The sequence below is a fragment of the Pseudomonas sp. LBUM1655 genome, from assembly GCF_059716085.1.
This window is the reverse complement of record NZ_CP166801.1, coordinates 1,147,602-1,164,406: the sequence shown is the minus strand read 5'-3', so window position 1 is coordinate 1,164,406 and position 16,805 is coordinate 1,147,602. Positions and strand designations below refer to the sequence as shown.

At 58.5% G+C, this 16,805-nt stretch carries 17 protein-coding genes; 6 read left to right on the top strand and 11 right to left on the bottom strand.

Going from position 1 to position 16,805, the window contains the following annotated elements; translation table 11 throughout:
• Positions 1 to 47: 47 nt before the first annotated feature.
• Entirely contained in the window at positions 48 to 2,894 is a 2,847-nt protein-coding gene (locus tag ACA074_RS05060; protein ID WP_497678546.1) for a valine--tRNA ligase, read from the top strand.
• Positions 2,895 to 2,941: 47 nt separating this feature from the next.
• Here ACA074_RS05060 and ACA074_RS05055 read toward each other — a convergent pair.
• A protein-coding gene (locus ACA074_RS05055; RefSeq protein WP_497678207.1) for an IS3 family transposase occupies positions 2,942 to 4,152 on the bottom strand; the annotation gives its coding sequence in 2 pieces (ribosomal slippage) (positions 2,942 to 3,801 and positions 3,801 to 4,152; 1,212 coding nt in all).
• A gap of 178 nt (positions 4,153 to 4,330) precedes the next feature.
• On the opposite strand from ACA074_RS05055, the gene rlmF reads away from it, so the two are divergent.
• Entirely contained in the window at positions 4,331 to 5,350 is a 1,020-nt protein-coding gene (rlmF, locus tag ACA074_RS05050) for a 23S rRNA (adenine(1618)-N(6))-methyltransferase RlmF (RefSeq protein WP_497678545.1), read from the top strand.
• A gap of 130 nt (positions 5,351 to 5,480) precedes the next feature.
• Here the strand turns inward: rlmF and ACA074_RS05045 are convergent, their stop codons facing one another.
• On the bottom strand, positions 5,481 to 5,762 hold the full coding sequence (locus ACA074_RS05045) for an HU family DNA-binding protein (protein ID WP_003221909.1): 282 nt from the start codon (positions 5,760 to 5,762) through the stop codon (positions 5,481 to 5,483).
• 396 nt (positions 5,763 to 6,158) lie between these two features.
• Here ACA074_RS05045 and yejK point away from each other — a divergent pair, with 396 nt between their 5' ends.
• Positions 6,159 to 7,163, top strand: coding sequence for a nucleoid-associated protein YejK (yejK, locus tag ACA074_RS05040; RefSeq protein WP_497678544.1), 1,005 nt, complete (start codon positions 6,159 to 6,161; stop codon positions 7,161 to 7,163).
• On the top strand, positions 7,163 to 7,513 hold the full coding sequence (locus ACA074_RS05035; RefSeq protein WP_401271394.1) for a glutaredoxin family protein: 351 nt from the start codon (positions 7,163 to 7,165) through the stop codon (positions 7,511 to 7,513). The genes yejK and ACA074_RS05035 overlap by 1 nt, the downstream gene beginning before the upstream one ends.
• A gap of 51 nt (positions 7,514 to 7,564) precedes the next feature.
• Here ACA074_RS05035 and ACA074_RS05030 read toward each other — a convergent pair whose 3' ends face one another.
• The 5 genes from ACA074_RS05030 to ACA074_RS05010 all read right to left on the bottom strand — a co-directional run bounded on the left by ACA074_RS05030 (position 7,565) and on the right by ACA074_RS05010 (position 11,559).
• A complete protein-coding gene (locus ACA074_RS05030; RefSeq protein WP_497678543.1) occupies positions 7,565 to 8,500 on the bottom strand; it encodes a glutathione S-transferase family protein in 936 nt (311 codons plus the stop codon).
• An 84-nt stretch (positions 8,501 to 8,584) separates the two neighbouring features.
• Positions 8,585 to 8,887: a GIY-YIG nuclease family protein gene (locus tag ACA074_RS05025; RefSeq protein ID WP_102356429.1), complete on the bottom strand. Its 303-nt coding sequence runs from the start codon at positions 8,885 to 8,887 to the stop codon at positions 8,585 to 8,587.
• 39 nt (positions 8,888 to 8,926) lie between these two features.
• Positions 8,927 to 9,397: a nuclear transport factor 2 family protein gene (locus tag ACA074_RS05020; protein WP_187680046.1), complete on the bottom strand. Its 471-nt coding sequence runs from the start codon at positions 9,395 to 9,397 to the stop codon at positions 8,927 to 8,929.
• Between the two features lie 208 nt (positions 9,398 to 9,605).
• Positions 9,606 to 10,910 carry a CynX/NimT family MFS transporter gene (locus ACA074_RS05015; protein WP_497678542.1) on the bottom strand — a complete coding sequence of 435 codons (1,305 nt, stop codon included), beginning with the start codon at positions 10,908 to 10,910 and terminating at the stop codon, positions 9,606 to 9,608.
• Positions 10,900 to 11,559, bottom strand: a complete 660-nt coding sequence (locus ACA074_RS05010; RefSeq protein WP_401271385.1) for a FadR/GntR family transcriptional regulator — start codon at positions 11,557 to 11,559, stop codon at positions 10,900 to 10,902. Before ACA074_RS05010 ends, ACA074_RS05015 begins: the two co-directional genes overlap by 11 nt.
• 166 nt (positions 11,560 to 11,725) lie before the next feature.
• Here ACA074_RS05010 and ACA074_RS05005 point away from each other — a divergent pair, with 166 nt between their 5' ends.
• Together ACA074_RS05005 and ACA074_RS05000 are read left to right on the top strand one after the other, a co-directional pair.
• A complete protein-coding gene (locus tag ACA074_RS05005) occupies positions 11,726 to 12,037 on the top strand; it encodes a type II toxin-antitoxin system MqsR family toxin (RefSeq protein WP_489879179.1) in 312 nt (103 codons plus the stop codon).
• On the top strand, positions 12,034 to 12,516 hold the full coding sequence (locus tag ACA074_RS05000; RefSeq protein ID WP_401271382.1) for a type II toxin-antitoxin system MqsA family antitoxin: 483 nt from the start codon (positions 12,034 to 12,036) through the stop codon (positions 12,514 to 12,516). Before ACA074_RS05005 ends, ACA074_RS05000 begins: the two co-directional genes overlap by 4 nt.
• Positions 12,517 to 12,570: 54 nt before the next feature.
• Here the strand turns inward: ACA074_RS05000 and ACA074_RS04995 are convergent, their stop codons facing one another.
• The 4 genes from ACA074_RS04995 to ACA074_RS04980 form a co-directional block, all read right to left on the bottom strand.
• Entirely contained in the window at positions 12,571 to 13,335 is a 765-nt protein-coding gene (locus ACA074_RS04995) for an amino acid ABC transporter ATP-binding protein (protein WP_003221897.1), read from the bottom strand.
• 13 nt (positions 13,336 to 13,348) lie between these two features.
• Positions 13,349 to 14,446 (bottom strand): amino acid ABC transporter permease, encoded by a 1,098-nt coding sequence (locus tag ACA074_RS04990; protein WP_497616564.1) that lies wholly within the window; start codon positions 14,444 to 14,446, stop codon positions 13,349 to 13,351.
• Positions 14,447 to 14,456: 10 nt separating this feature from the next.
• Positions 14,457 to 15,638 (bottom strand): amino acid ABC transporter permease, encoded by a 1,182-nt coding sequence (locus ACA074_RS04985; protein WP_187680049.1) that lies wholly within the window; start codon positions 15,636 to 15,638, stop codon positions 14,457 to 14,459.
• A 66-nt stretch (positions 15,639 to 15,704) separates the two neighbouring features.
• A complete protein-coding gene (locus tag ACA074_RS04980) occupies positions 15,705 to 16,736 on the bottom strand; it encodes an amino acid ABC transporter substrate-binding protein (protein WP_187680050.1) in 1,032 nt (343 codons plus the stop codon).
• Positions 16,737 to 16,805: the final 69 nt, after the last annotated feature.

Here is a 16,805-nt window from a genome sequence, read left to right as displayed (position 1 = left end):
TACTTCCCGGCTTTTCCTGAATAAATGCCAATAGGGTCCCGCCGCGCATGGATAAGACCTACCAGCCGCACGCCATTGAAACTTCCTGGTACAACACCTGGGAGTCCGAGAACTATTTCGCACCGCAAGGCGCGGGCGATTCCTACACCATCATGATCCCGCCGCCGAACGTCACCGGCAGCCTGCACATGGGTCACGGTTTCAACAACGCGATCATGGACGCCCTGATCCGTTTCCGCCGCATGCAGGGTCGCAACACCCTGTGGCAGCCAGGTACCGACCACGCCGGTATCGCTACGCAGATGCTGGTGGAGCGTCAACTTGAAGCCCAGGGCCAGAATCGCCACGATCTGGGCCGCGAAAAATTCCTCGAAAAAGTCTGGGAATGGAAGGATCAGTCCGGTGGCAACATCAGCCGTCAGATCCGCCGCCTCGGCTCGTCCGTAGACTGGAGCCGCGAGCGCTTCACCATGGACGACGGCCTCTCGGAAGCCGTTAAAGAAGCCTTCGTGCGTCTGCACGAGGACGGCCTGATCTATCGCGGCAAGCGTCTGGTCAACTGGGACACCAAGCTGCACACGGCGATTTCCGACCTCGAAGTGGAAAACCACGACGAGAAGGGTTTCCTGTGGAACCTGAAGTACCCGCTGGCTGACGGCGCGAAAACCGCTGAAGGTAACGATTTCCTGATCGTCGCGACCACCCGTCCGGAAACCATGCTCGGCGACTCCGCCGTCGCGGTAAACCCGAACGACGAACGCTACAAAGCCCTGATCGGCAAGTTTGTCGAGCTGCCACTGGTTGGCCGTCGCATCCCGATCATCGCCGACGATTACTGCGATCCTGAATTCGGCACCGGTTGCGTGAAAATCACCCCGGCCCACGATTTCAACGACTACGAAGTCGGCAAGCGCCACAACCTGCCGCTGCTGAACATCTTCGACAAGAACGCCAACGTGCTGCCTGCCGCTCAGGTGTTCAACCTCGACGGCACGCTGAACGACAGCATCGACGGCAAGATCCCGGCCGAGTACGCCGGCCTTGAGCGCTTCGAAGCACGCAAGCAGATCGTCGCTGCGTTCGACGCTGCCGGCCTGCTGGTCAGCGTTGACGATCACAACCTGAAAGTGCCGAAAGGCGATCGCTCCGGCACCATCATCGAGCCGTGGCTGACCGACCAATGGTACGTCTCCACCAAGCCGTTGGCTGAACCTGCGATTGCTGCCGTTGAAGATGGCCGCATCCAGTTCGTGCCGAAACAGTACGAAAACATGTACTTCTCGTGGATGCGCGACATCCAGGATTGGTGCATCAGCCGTCAACTCTGGTGGGGCCACCGGATTCCGGCCTGGTACGACGAGTCGGGCAAGGTCTATGTCGGCCGTGATGAAGCCGAAGTACGTGCCAAGCACAACCTCGGCCCGGACGTTGCACTGCAACAGGACAACGACGTACTCGACACCTGGTTCAGTTCCGGTCTGTGGACGTTCTCCACCCTCGGCTGGCCTGAGCAGACCGAGTTCCTGAAGAAATTCCACTCCACCGACGTGCTGGTGACCGGTTTCGACATCATCTTCTTCTGGGTTGCCCGGATGATCATGCTGACGATGCACCTGATCAAGAACGAGGATGGCACGCCGCAGGTTCCGTTCAAGACTGTTTATGTGCACGGTCTGGTACGTGATGGCCAGGGCCAGAAGATGTCCAAGTCCAAGGGCAACGTCCTTGACCCGCTGGACATCATCGACGGCATCGAGCTGGAAGAACTGGTGCAAAAACGCACCTCCGGCATGATGCAGCCGAAACTGGCGAAGAAGATCGAGAAGCAGACCCGCGACGAATTCGCCGACGGTATCGCCAGCTATGGCACCGACGCCCTGCGCTTCACCTTCTGCTCGCTGGCGTCCACCGGTCGCGACATCAAGTTCGACATGGGCCGCGTCGAAGGCTATCGCAACTTCTGCAACAAGATCTGGAACGCTGCGCGTTATGTTCTGGACAAGGGCGAAGACTGCGGCCAGAACGGCGAAGCCTACGAGCTGTCGCTGGCGGATCGCTGGATCATCTCGCAACTGCAACGCACCGAAGCCGAAGTGACCCGTCAACTGGATCAGTTCCGTTTCGACCTCGCCGCGCAAGCGCTGTACGAGTTCATCTGGAACCAGTACTGCGACTGGTACCTGGAGCTGTCCAAGCCTGTGCTGTGGGACGAAAACGCCCCGGTTGAACGTCAGCGCGGCACCCGTCGCACGCTGGTTCGCGTACTGGAAGTGGCGTTGCGTCTGGCGCATCCGTTCATGCCGTTCATCACTGAAGAAATCTGGCAGCGCATCGCGCCGCTGGCCGGCATTCAGGGCAAGACGATCATGCTGCAACCTTGGCCAGTGGCCAACGAAGAGCGCATCGATCCGGCCGCCGAAGACGACATCGAATGGCTCAAAGAGCTGATGCTCGGCACGCGTAACATTCGTGGCGAAATGAACATTGGCCCGGGCAAGCCCCTGCCGATCTACCTGAAGAACGTCAGCGCGGAAGACCAGCGTCGCCTGACCGAGAACGAAGCACTGCTGAAGAAGCTGGCGCGCCTGGAATCGATCACCGTGCTGGCTGCTGGCGAAGAAGCACCGCTGTCCGCCACCGCACTGGTTGGCGAGATGGAAGTGCTGGTGCCGATGGCCGGTCTGATCGACAAGGGCGCCGAACTGGCGCGTCTGGACAAGGAAATCCTGCGTCTGCAAGGCGAAGTCCAGCGTGTTGGCGGCAAGCTGTCCAACGCCGGTTTCGTTGACAAGGCCCCGGCCGAAGTCATCGAGAAGGAACGCGCCAAACTGGCCGAGGCTGAACAGGCCCTGGGCAAACTGGCCGAGCAGCACGCGCGGATTTCCAGCCTGTAAGGGCAAGCCGTGTCTAGTCCTGAAATAGGTTTACACCTGTTTCAGCCTCAAAACGCCCGATGCACCGCATCGGGCGTTTTGTATTTCAGCGACAGATGAGGCCGCTCGTTGTTATAGATCTGCACCGACTCGTCCACCATCCGGATGGCCTCTGCAAAATCTTTGGGGCGATGCAGCAATAACTCGTTTTTCAAAATCCCGTTCACACGCTCAGCCAACGCATTTTGGTAGCAGTCGTAGCCATCGGTCATTGAGCAGGTGATGCCGTATTTGGCATGCAGCCGCTGATAAAGCTCGGAGCAGTATTGGACGCCTCTATCCGAGTGATGCACCAGGCGTTGCTCCGTTTTCCGCTGCCTGAGGGCTTTGTTGAACGCCTGGATCACCGATTCGGTGTGCAAGCTTTCATGGACATGGTGCCCCACGATTTTTCGGGAGTACGCATCGGTGACCAAACTCAGATAAGCCACACCCGTTTGCGTCGGTAAGTAGGTGATGTCCGCAACCCATACTTGCTCTGGCGCCTTGGCGACTACCTGAATCGGTCCATCTTTGAGCAGGTTTGGATGCCGGCGAAAGCGATGATGGCTGTCTGTCGTTTTGTGATAGGCCCGTCTGCGGGGAACCAGTTCGCGCCGATCTCGCAAGATATCGAATAAACGGTCTCGACCAACCTTTACGGACACTTCTGGCTCAGTGCGCATTAGATTGTGAAGTTTTCGGGTGCCAAGGCGCGGTTGCCTAAGTCGCTTTTCCCTCACGAATCCCATCACTTCCTGGGCATGACGGGCCCGGGCATCACACGCCCGGTTGCGCTTGTAATACGCCTGAATGAACTGGCAAGCCCTACTGATGCTCAGGCCTTGGATCTGCCCTTGGGAGAGGACTTGCCGGATCGCTTTTTTACGACAGAAACACCGAAGTCGTTCTTCAAAACGTCAACGACGGCCTCGAAAAACTGAGCTTTCTGGTTGGCTTGGGCAAGCTTTTCTTCAAGCTCTTTGATTCGCTGTTCGGGTGTCAGGGGTTTATCGGGCTCATCCATGGAACGGGGTCTCTTGGAGCGAATGGACGCGCCTTGACTCCAGTCCTGCCGACCATGCCTGCGTAACCAGTTCAGTACGGTCGTTTTACCCTGAATGCCATAGCGCTCTTGAGCCTCTTTATAACTCAACTCGCCTTTTTCGACCTGATCGACAACCGACAATTTAAAGGTCAGCGTGTAATCACGCTGACTGCGCCTTTCTCCCGTATTCATTACTCCCTCCTGAGAATGGGTCAGAAGGTGTAAACCTTATTCAGGACGGGACACCGCAATGAAAAAGGGAGGCCCGCAGCGGCTTCCCTTTTTTGTGCCTGAAACACCATCCGGCGTATACGTCGCCAATGTGGGACAATACCCGCCACTTTCAGCCATACCCGAATCGACCACGCCCATGAACGCCCCCCGCACACCCAAACCTGCGCGCAAGAAGCCTGACTCCACGTCCCCGGCCAAAGCCGTTGAGCCGCGTGAAAAGGCCAGCCTGCACCCGCGCAATCGCCATCAGGGTCGCTACGACTTCCCGGCGCTGATCAAAACCACGCCGGAACTGGCGAAGTTTGTGATCACCAACCCGTACGGCAAGGAAAGCATCGACTTCGCCAGTCCCGATGCGGTGCGCGTGTTCAACCGGGCGCTGCTCAAGGCGTTCTATGGCATCCAACACTGGGATATTCCGGCGGACTACCTCTGCCCGCCGGTACCGGGCCGTGCCGATTACGTGCACTTTCTCGCGGATCTGCTGGCAAGCATGAACGACGGCAAGGTCCCGCGCGGCGCGATCGTCAATGTGCTGGACATCGGCATGGGCGCCAACTGCGTTTATCCGCTGATCGGCAACAGCGAATACCGCTGGCACTTCCTCGGCTCGGAGATCGACCCGACCGCCGTGGCTGCCGCCAGAGCCATCGTTCAGTCCAACGATCTGAGCAAAGTTATCCAGCTGCGCCAGCAAGAAAATCGCAAGCACATCCTGATCGGTTTGCTGGAGCCGGGCGAACGCTTTGACCTGACCATGTGCAACCCGCCGTTCCACGCCTCGATGGATGAAGCGACCAAGGGCAGCGAGCGCAAATGGCGCGCACTGGGCCGCGCCGACCCGAAACGCAAACTGCCGGTGCTGAACTTCGGTGGCCAGTCGGCCGAGCTGTGGTGTGAAGGTGGCGAAGCACGTTTCGTGACGCAACTGATCGCCGAGAGCGCGAAGTTCCAGCACAAGGTGCTGTGGTTCAGCACGCTGGTGTCGAAAGCCTCGAACCTGCCCGCCATTGAGATCGCGCTGAAAAAGGCCGGCGTGCTGGAAAGTCAGGTGGTTGAGATGTCTCAGGGACAGAAACAAAGCCGCTTCGTCGCCTGGACCTTCCAGACCAAGTCCGAGCAGCAGATCTGGCGTCGCGAGCGCTGGGTTCGCTAACACACAGCAGATCCCCTGTAGGAGTGAGCCTGCTCGCTCCTACAAAGGTTCAGGGTGTACAGCCAAATCGCAGACACAAAAAAACCGTGCCCGGATCGCTCCGGAGCACGGTTTTTTTTATCGCTGCGTCTTACTTGTTCACAGCGTCGGTCAGGCCTTTGGCCACAACCAGCTTGATCACTTTCTTTGCAGGGATTTCGATGGCAGCGCCAGTCGAAGGGTTACGGCCAGTGCGGGCAGGACGCTCGGTCACTTTCAGCTTGCCGATACCTGGCAAGGTGATTTCGCCGCCGTTTTCCAGCTGATCGGCAACGATTTGGCCCAGTTGGTCCAGAGCGTTACGCGCGGTGGTTTTCGGCGCGTCGATAGCTTCAGCGATGTCGGCGATCAGTTGGTCTTTAGTAAGAGCCATGTAGTGTTCCTTCCCTATCAAATTCATATGGATTGCAGAGTGCAGTGTCAGCCATCGAGCCCGATCTTCTGGATCTGGCACCCTCGGCGATAACCACGACGAGTCGGGGTTATAGATACCGAAATCAGGGTTTGGTTCGACCTGACAAATGCTGATTGCACGCTTAACGCAGTGACTTCGCGTAAGACCGGGCAAAACTAGCACAGAGACGGGGAAATATCCGCCTCTAGCTACCCATTTGGTCAGCTTTATTGCTCTAAATCGCTAAAAAACTGCATAAGGGCGATCACCTGCCCCGGATTTGCCCTCCACCCCGCGCCAAAACCAATGGTTGCGGTACACTGGGCGCTTTTTCGGGGGAGCCCGCCCTCCTCCCTTCCAACAGCCGAGAAGCCCATGCCGATCCGTCATTGCATCGTCCATTTGATCGACAAAAAACCCGACGGCACGCCCGCAGTTCTGCACGCCCGTGATTCCGAACTGGCTGAGTCCGCGGCCATCGAGAACATGCTCGCCGACCTCAATGAGAGCTACAACGCCAAACAGGGTAAAGCCTGGGGGTTGTTCCATCCTGAGTCCGGTGCATTCCCGTTCAGCGGCTGGCTGAAGGAATACATGGAGGGCGGCAAGGACTTCACCGCGTTCAGCAAAGTCGCGGTCGAGCATCTGCAAAAACTGATGGAAGAGTCGAACCTGTCGGTCGGTGGCCACGTATTGTTCGCCCACTACCAGCAAGGCATGACCGATTACCTGGCGATCGCCCTGCTGCACCACAGCGAAGGCGTGGCGGTAACCGACTCGCTGGACGTGACGCCGTCGCGCCACCTCGACCTCGGCCAACTGCACCTAGCGGCGCGGATCAACGTCTCCGAGTGGCAGAACAACAAACAGTCCAAGCAGTACATCTCGTTCATCAAAGGCAAGAACGGCAAGAAGGTCTCCGAATACTTCCGCGACTTTATTGGTTGCCAGGAAGGCGTCGACGGCCCAGGCGAAACCCGCACGCTGCTCAAGGCCTTCAGCGACTTCGTCGAAAGCGAAGACCTGCCGGAAGACTCGGCCCGCGAGAAAACCAAGACGCTGGTCGATTACGCCAGCAGCCAGGCCAAACTCGGCGAGCCAATGGGCCTGGAAGAGCTCTCGGAGCTGATCGACGAAGAACGCCCGAAAGCCTTCTACGATCACATCCGCAACAAGGACTACGGCCTGTCGCCAGAGATACCGGCGGACAAACGCACATTGAATCAATTCCGCCGCTTCACCGGTCGCGCCGAAGGCCTGTCGATCAGCTTTGAGGCCCACCTGTTGGGCTCGAAGATCGAGTACGACGAAGAGAATGGCACCCTGATGATCAAGGGCCTGCCGACGTCACTCACCGATCAGTTGAAGCGCCGTAACTGATGCTCGGCAATGTGCTGAAGAAGGTTGCGCTGGTTCTGCTGGTGGTCGTGGTCTATCAGAACTGGGGCAAGATCGAGCGCGTGTTCAATCCGTCGCAGATGGTTTCCGAGCAGACCCGCGCTCAGGCCAGTGTCGTGTTGTACGCCACCGAATGGTGCGGCTACTGCAAGCAGACCAAGCGTTTTCTCGACAGCAAAGGGATTCCGTTCAAGGAATTCGATATCGAGAAGGATGCCGATGCACGCAAGGCGTATGAGGCATTGGGGGGACGCGGAATTCCGCTGATTGACGTGAATGGCACGTTGATTCGCGGGTTTGATCCGGATGAGATTCTCGCTGCCTTGAAATAACACACACCTGTGGCGAGGGAGCTTGCTCCCTCGCCACAGGGTTAGTCGCTGTTACTTGGCTTCGATACGGAAACCGAAGCGTGGGAAGTGCACATGCACCACGCCGCCACGCTCGTCCTCACGACGCACGATCAGCTCTTCACTGCCTGCAAACAACAACTCTCCCACTACCGGATCAACCCCGTAATCCGTCGCGGCAATTGCTACTTGCTGCCCAGCCTTGAAACCGTTCGGGTCAACGAACTGCTCATCCGGCAATGCCGCCGGTGTCGTGTTGCGCGCAACCTCCAGCGCCTCTTCGGAGGTCATTTCGCTCGCCGCGCCATGACCGAAACCCAACACTCGGCCCAACCACGCCGCAACGGCCGGATATTCGTCCACCAATGGGGCGGTTACGTGAGTCGCCTTCAGGAACCACATCGGATGCGCCAACGCGAAGTCGGCAATCGACGGCTCACCGAACAGGAAGTCGCCCTGCTCACGCTGCAACTGCTGCTCCAGACGCGCCATGATCGTCGGCCATTGATGCTTGGCCTGCTCGGTGGATAAACGCGTCGCGCTACCACCGCTGAACAGCCCGGCACGGTCGGCCAGAAACGCCTTGATCGCTTCCGGCGGCAACTTGCCGAAACGCACCGCCACCGATTCTGGCTGGAACACCAGGCTGACGGCATGCTGAAACACCACCGAATCGGCCCAGGTCGCGAAACTGGCGGTAGTCATTTCCTGCCCTTCGGGGAAGAAGGACGGCTGAGCCTTCTCCCGCTCCAGCCTGCGAGCGATCAACGAAGTGTCGCAATAGATATCTGCGCCGATTTGCAGCACCGGGGTTTTGCGATAGCCGCCGGTCAGAGCCGTCAGGTCAGGCTTGGGCATCACCGGCGAGATATGCACCGAGCGCCAGGACAAGCCTTTGAACCCCAGCAGCAGGCGGGCCTTTTCGGCAAATGGAGAAGTCGGGTAATGATGGAGGATCAACTCGGACATGCTCGGCTCCGCCGCTCAAATAGTGAGTCGGCAGCTTAGCGCGCATTTGCTTAGCAGCCTACAGATCTGCCTGATGGGAACCCATCAGTCAGATTGATAAGACGCCACCAGGCATTCCTTGGCGCTCTTGCGCAGTTTTTTGATCAACCGCTCTTGGCGCAGCGCATCGCTCTTGTCGCGACAACGTTCGGTGTACACCAGCGCCATGGCCGGGCTGGAGAGGAAGAAACGCGCACCTTTGCCGCTCTGATGCTTGGCGAAACGGCGGACGGGATCGTCGCTGATCCCGCAATACAACGAACCGTTGGCGGCGCGAACGAGGTAGACGAACCAGGACTTGCTCACCGGTTCGGCAACATCGACAGATTTTTCGCTAAGGCTGGTCACTTTGGGATCAAGGCGTGTAGGAAACAGGCCGCGATCTTATCAGCGACCGGCCTGAAATGCCTTCAGTCCCTTGAGTGCCTGCGCACGTACGGCATTGCGTACCAGCGGCGTCCACCCCAGCAGCAGACCTTTGAAACCCAAGGCCTGACGCGACCATCGCCACAGATCAAAGTGATCGTGGTGCTCGCAGATCTTGCCGTCACGGAACACGAAGCGCGCCTGGATATCGTTGACAACCACGTTGCCGGTCTGGCTGAACAGATAAGTCGCCACCCAATGCGCGCCGCCGCTGCGCTCATCGGCGCGGACATTGTCGAAGGTCAGTGAGAAGTCCTTGGCCCGGGTGGTGAGCATGCGCCACATGTCGCCGGCATCGCGCCCGCGCAGTTCGCCGAAGGCCGGGTCGCTGAACACCACGTCATCGGTGTAGCAGGCGGCCATGGCCTCGGCATCGAGGCGCTGGAAAGCTTCGTAGAAACGGGTGATCAACGCAACGTGGGCTTCACTCATGGGCAATCTCCAGAATATGTACAGATTGCCAGCACGATAAGCTGCAAAACGCGGAAACACTATCGGCATTCGCATACCGAATACCCGCAGCACACAAATCCTATGTGGGAGCGAGCCTGCTCGCGAAGGCGGTGTGTCAGCAGAACTTCCACCAACTGACACTCCGCCTTCGCGAGCAAACTCGCTCCCACATTTGAAATCAGCGCACTCAGATCTTTTCGCTTTGCACTTGCACGTACAACGCACGCCCAGCACCAAGACCGGCGAGGATCGCGCCACAGCCAATGATGCCGAAGATCCACCCGACCGCATTCCAGCCGCCGGTCCAGTCATGCACCACGCCGACTGCGAACGGCCCCATCGAAGCCAGCGTGTAACCGAAGCCTTGAGCCATGCTCGACAAATTTGCTGCGACATGAGCGTCACGCGAGCGCAGTACGATCAACGTCAGCGCCAGACTGAATGCACCGCCCTGCCCCAGACCCAGCAGAATCGCCCAGCCCCACAGCCCTTCAATCGGTGCGTAGAGGCAGCCGAACAGACCGCCAAGGGTAAGCGCCATAACCACCATGATCGCCAAACGCTGATCCTTGCCACGGGTCGCCAGCCAGGGTGCCGCCAGCGAACTGGCGAGCTGGACGATCACTGAACCGGACAGCACCAGACCCGCCTGGGTCGGCGTCAGACCGCGACCGATCAGGATCGACGGCAGCCAGCCAAACACGATGTAGGCCAGCGACGATTGCAGGCCCATGTACAACGTCACTTGCCAGGCCAGAGGATCTCGCAGCAGCCCGCGCACCCGATAAGCGACGTTGTGCGCACCGTGTTTCTGCCCGACTTGCGGCAGCCAGAACACAGCCGCCACCAGCGCCGGAATCACCCAGAAACCGAGTCCCATGGTCCAGTTGTGATCGAAATGCTCACTTAACGGCACGCTCGAACCCGCCGCCATCGCCGCGCCGAGACACAGGGCCATGGTGTAAACGCCGGTCATGATGCCGGCGTGTTTGGCGAAATCGCGCTTGACGATGCCCGGCAGCAATACGCCGATGATGCCGATGCTGGCGCCGCCCAATACGCTGCCAGCGAACAGACCGATCTCCCCGAAATTGCTGCGCAAGATAATGCCGCCAGCAAGTGTCAGCAGAATGCCAAGGACTACGCGCTCGGCACCGAAACGCCGCGCCAGAATCGGCGCCAGCGGTGCGAACAAGCCAAGGCAGAGCACCGGCAGTGTGGTCAGCAAACCGGCCTGAGCCGCCGACAGGCCAAGGCTTTTCGACACATCACTGAGCAGCGGCGCCATGCTCGACAGCGCCGGACGCAGGTTCAGCGCCACCAGAATCAGCCCCAACAACAAGAGCCACGGACGCCGAACCAGCGGGTGACTTTGCTGCACCTGTTCGTCATCGGCCTCGGCATCGATCAACAGCTCTTCAAGCTCTGCCGTGCGTTTGGGGGTTGTGGATAAATCACTGCGGGACATGGATTTCTCGGTTTCAAGGTTCATTGATCAACTGTCTCGACAAAGCTTTGGCCCGTTCCGGGTCACGTTGTTCGACGGCATCAAGCAACTCGATGTGCAGGTCGAACACTTCCTGACGGCGCGGGACGATGTTCAGGGTCTGACGCAATTGCGCGCCGACGATGCTGGAGAAATAGCGATACAGCTCGCTAAGGGTCGGGTTGTGCGCGGCGTCGACCAAACGGCGGTGAAACACCAGATCGCAGGCGATGTAGGTGTCGAGATCGCCGTGGTAATGGCTGCCGCTGGTGCCGAGCGCTTCACGCAACGCGGCGAGGTCTTCATCGGTACGGCGTAATGCCGCCAGGCCGATGGCCTCGACTTCAAGGATGTGCCGGGTTTCCCGGGCCTGCTCCGGCGAGCAACGGGACAGCGCCTTGAGCGTGTCCAGCGGGTCCACCACCGCACGCAGGTAACTGCCGTCGCCCTGACGGATTTCGATCAACCCGGAAAACGCCAGCACCCGCATTGCTTCACGCACGGTGTTGCGGCTGATGCCCAACTCGGCGCACAGCTCGGGTTCGGTCGGCAGACGCTCGCCGACCTGCCAGACGCCGCTGTTGATGCGCTGGCGCAACTGATCCAAGGCCTGATCGACCAGGGATCGCTTAATAAGTGGAGAAATTTCTGACATAGGATTCGCCCTTTCATCCAATCATAGGATGAATTTTCTGACATGTTAGTCAGACTCGTGTAGGACGGCAACCGCCTAGGGTCAATCGGAGACGCATGGAGCGGGATTTTCGATTGGTCAAAATTACCCTTTAAGGGTAATTTCAGGGAGAGGTTCAAGATTTCTTATGGAGAAGAACACACCCCACTACAACCTGGTGGTGATCAAGGAGGATGTCAGAAGGCTTGGGATAAACGCATTTACAGGGACTGCGCGCAAAAGCGGTCGAGACATGGGCCTGAGCCTCAGGGAAATGCTGGACGTCGTTTTCGAACTGCAAAACAGGATGTTGTACAAATCGATGACGACTTATAGCGACCATCGGGTTTGGCAAGACGTGTATCACATCACTTCGCATGATCTGGAGATCTACATCAAGGTCACTTATTGCTCAGGCGGTGAGCCTCCGGTGATCTCCTTCAAGGAGAAAAAACCATGAACACAAAACAATGCTTCAGTTGCGGAGCACCTGAAGGAATGCGGCACTTCGAGGGTCGCGCTGAAACCATGAGCGTAAAAGGGATGGAGCGTCGGCTTGATGATTTGTCTGGATGGGAATGTCAGGCATGCGGGGAGGTCATACTCGACCCCAATAGCGCGCAGCGTTATTCAGATGCGAGCGACGAGCTAGTCATTGCTGGCCGACAAATGATCGGTAACGAGATGAAGCGCATCCGCCGCAAGCTGCATCTGTCACAAAAGGAAGCGGTGCTGTTGTTGTCGGGTGGTGGACATAACGCATTTTCACGATACGAACGCGGCGACTCGCTCCCACCGAAAGCTTTGATAGTGCTGATGCGCTTGCTTGATCGTCATCCACACCTGCTCACCGATGCGCGCGCCTTGGGCGAAGGGGCAGATTTGAGAGGGTTCAAGGATACAGTGCACAAAGAAGACGAAACCCTGACCTTTTCCTGACCCCACAAAAAACAAACCCGGCACAAGGCCGGGTTCGTTTTCAAGCATCAACCATCAATGCAAGATCTGACTCAAGAACAGCTTCGTCCGATCATTCTGCGGATTATCGAAGAAGTCATTCGGCGCCGCTTGCTCAACGATCTCGCCCTTGTCCATGAAGATCACGCGATTCGCCACGGTGCGGGCAAAGCCCATTTCGTGGGTCACGCAGAGCATGGTCATGCCGTCTTCGGCCAGGCCGATCATGGTGTCCAGAACCTCTTTCACCATTTCCGGATCGAGTGCCGAGGTTGGTTCGTCGAACAGCATGATTTTCGGTTTCATGCACAGCGCGCGAGCGATCGCCACACGCTGCTGCTGACCACCGGACAGTTGCCCCGGGAATTTATGCGCCTGCTCCGGAATGCGTACGCGTTCCAGGTAATGCATGGCGATTTCCTCGGCCTTGCGCTTGGGCATCTTGCGCACCCACATCGGGGCCAGGGTGCAGTTCTGCAAAATGGTCAGGTGCGGGAACAGATTGAAGTGCTGGAACACCATGCCGACTTCACGGCGGATCGCTTCGATCTGCTTCAGATCGTTGGTCAGTTCCACGCCATCCACGACGATGCGGCCCTGCTGGTGTTCTTCCAGACGATTGAGGCAGCGGATGGTGGTCGACTTGCCGGAACCCGACGGGCCGCACAGCACAATGCGCTCGCCCTGCTTGACGTTGAGGTTGATGTCTTTCAGCACGTGGAACTGGCCGTACCACTTGTTGACGCCCTGCATCTGAATGATGCCTTCAGGACCCACAGGCTTTTTGATTGCTTCGCTCATTTACAGAGAACTCCTAACGCTTGTGGCCAGTGTCGAGCTTGCGTTCCAGATGCATGGAATAGCGCGACATACCAAAACAGAAAATCCAGAACACCAGGGCGGCGAACACGTAGCCTTCGGTGGCCATGCCCAGCCATTTCGGATCGGCAGCGGCTTGCTTGACGCTGTTGAGCAGGTCAAAGAGGCCGATGATGATCACCAGACTGGTGTCCTTGAACAGCGCAATGAAGGTGTTGACGATGCCGGGGATCACCAGCTTCAGGGCTTGCGGCAGAATCACCAGGCCCATCGAACGCCAGTAGCCCAGGCCCATCGCAGCGGCCGCTTCGTACTGACCTTTAGGGATCGCTTGCAGACCGCCGCGCACCACTTCAGCCACGTAGGCCGACTGGAACAGGATCACGCCGATCAGCGCCCGCAGCAGCTTGTCGAAGTTCATGCCTTCGGGCAGAAACAGCGGCAGCATTACCGAAGACATGAACAGCACCGTGATCAACGGCACGCCGCGCCAGAACTCGATGAAGGTCACGCAAACCACACGAATCGCCGGCATGTTCGAACGACGACCCAGCGCCAGCACGATGCCAAGCGGCAAGGCTCCAGCGATACCGACGGTGGCGATCACCAGCGTCAGCATCAAGCCGCCCCATTGGCTGGTCGCGACGGTTTGCAGGCCGAATACGCCGCCGTGCAGCAGGCACCAGGCGACAATCGGATAGATCACCAGAAAGCTCAGCCCGTACACCGCTTTACGCGGGAAGCGCGAGATGAACAGTGGCGCCACGCCGATCACTGCCAGCCACACGGTCAGGTCCACGCGCCAGCGCAGGCCAGTCGGGTAGTAGCCATACATGAACTGACCGAAGCGTTGCTGGATGAACACCCAGCAGGCGCCCTCCTTGGTGCAATCGGCCTGGGTGGTGCCGATCCAGTTGGCGTCGATGATCGCCCACCCCAGAATCGGCGGAACGATCAGGTAGATCAGGTAGAACGCGAACAGCGTCAGCAAGGTGTTGAGCCAACTGGAGAACATGTTCGCGCGCATCCATGCCACTACGCCGATGCTACTGCTCGGAGGGGGCATGTCGGGTTTGAAAGTATGAGTACTCATGCGCTTTTCCTTACCGCTCGATCAGCGCAATGCGCTTGTTGTACCAGTTCATCAGCAGGGAAATGCTGATACTGATCGCCAGGTACACGCTCATGGTGATCGCAATCACTTCGATCGCCTGACCGGTCTGGTTCAGCACGGTGCCGGCGAACAGCGAAACCATTTCCGGATAACCGATACCGGCGGCCAGCGAGGAGTTCTTCGCCAGGTTGAGGTATTGGCTGGTCAGCGGCGGGATGATCACCCGCAGCGCCTGGGGAATGATCACCTTGCGCAGGGTCGGGCCTTCACGCAAACCGAGCGAACGGGCCGCTTCGGTTTGGCCGTGGCTGACCGACTTGATCCCCGAACGCACGATCTCGGCGATAAAAGCCGCGGTGTAAACGGTCAAGGCCAGGGTCAAGGCCAGCAGTTCCGGGATAAGCACCCAGCCGCCAACGAAGTTGAAGCCCTTGAGCTCGGGCATTTCCCAGTGCAGCGGAGCGCCGAAGATCAGCGCGCACAAACTCGGGATCACCAGCAATATCGCCAGACCCACCCAGAACTTGTGGAATGGCACACCGGTCGCTTCGAAGCGCTTGTTGGCCCAGCGGCACATCAGCACGACGCCGACGATGGCCACCACAACACTGATCGCGAATGCCCCGAAGCCGTCAGCCGCCAGCGCGGCCGGCATGTTCAGGCCACGGCTGCTGACAAAGAAAGTGTCGCCGAAGTTGTGGCTGTTGCGCGGTCCCGGCATGGTCAGGAACACCGCGAAGTACCAGAACAGGATTTGCAGCAGGGGCGGAATGTTGCGGAAGACTTCCACATACACGGTCGCCAGCTTGCTGATGATCCAGTTCGGCGAAAGACGCGCGACACCAATGATGAAACCCAGCAGAGTCGCCAGGATCACGCCGATGAAGGTCACCAGTAATGTATTGAGCAGACCGATCACAAACACGCGGGCATAGCTGTCCGCTTCGGTGTAGTCGATCAGGGTTTGAGCGATGCCGAACCCGGCACTGCGCTCCAGAAAGCTGAAGCCGGAGGTGATGCCCCGGTGTTCAAGGTTGGTTTGTGTGTTATCGAACAGGAACCAGCCCAGGGAGACGACGGCCACGATAGTGACGATCTGAAATACCCAGGCGCGCACTCGCGGATCGCTGAGGCTAAGCCTCTGCTTTGGTGCGCCGATTGAATTTTGCATGAAGTGCCCCGGAAAAAATGGAACAAGAACATCACCCGGCGGTTGGCCCGCCGGGTGATAGAACCATTAGCGCACTGGTGGTGCGTACTGAATGCCGCCGTTGTTCCACAGGGCGTTCAGGCCACGGTCGATTTCCAGCGGAGTGTTCTTGCCGAGGTTTTTCTCGAACACTTCACCGTAGTTGCCGACCTGCTTGACGACCTGCACGACCCAGTCCTTCGGCAGTTTCAGGTCTTTGCCGTATTCCCCGTCAGCACCGAGCATACGAGCGACGTCCGGATTCTTGGTCGATTTGGCTTCGGCTTCGACATTCTTCGAAGTGATGCCGGCCTCTTCAGCGTTGAGCATGGCGTAGCCAGTCCAGCGCACCACGGCCAGCCACTCGTCGTCGCCGTTACGCACCACTGGACCCAGTGGTTCCTTGGAAATGGTTTCCGGCAGAACCACGTAGTCCTTCGGCGAAGCCAGTTTGCTGCGCTGGGCGAACAGCTGGGATTTATCCGAGGTCAGTACGTCGCAACGACCGGATTCCAGCGACTTGGCGCTTTCATCGGAGGTGTCGAACGTGATCGGGGTGTATTTCAGACCGTTGCCGCGGAAGTAGTCGGAAACGTTGAGCTCGGTGGTAGTACCGGCCTGGATGCAGATGGTTGCGCCGTCCAGCTCTTTGGCACTCTTCACGCCCAGCTTGTTGTTCACCAGGAAGCCGATGCCATCGTAGTAGGTAATGAAGCCCGGGAATTTCAGGCCCATGCCCGCATCACGGGAGCTGGTCATGGTGGTGTTGCGCGACAGGATGTCGATCTCGCCGGACTGCAGCGCGGTGAAGCGCTCCTTGGCGTTCAACTGACTGAATTTGACCTTGGTCGCGTCGCCGAATACGGCAGCGGCCACTGCGCGGCAGAAGTCAGCGTCGATGCCGAGGATCTTGCCGGTAGCGTCCGGTACCGAGAAGCCCGGCAGACCGTCGCTCACGCCACATTGCACGAAACCTTTCTTCTGCACGGCATCCAGGGTTGCACCCGCCTGAGCGAACCCGCTGACGCCGAGAACTGTTGCTGCAGTCACGATCGCCAGAGTGGATTTCAACATCTTCATTCAAACCTCCAGTTTTGCTCTTGTTGTGTCGGAGCTTGAGTCCAGTCGCACCCTTTTGAGGCATTGCTG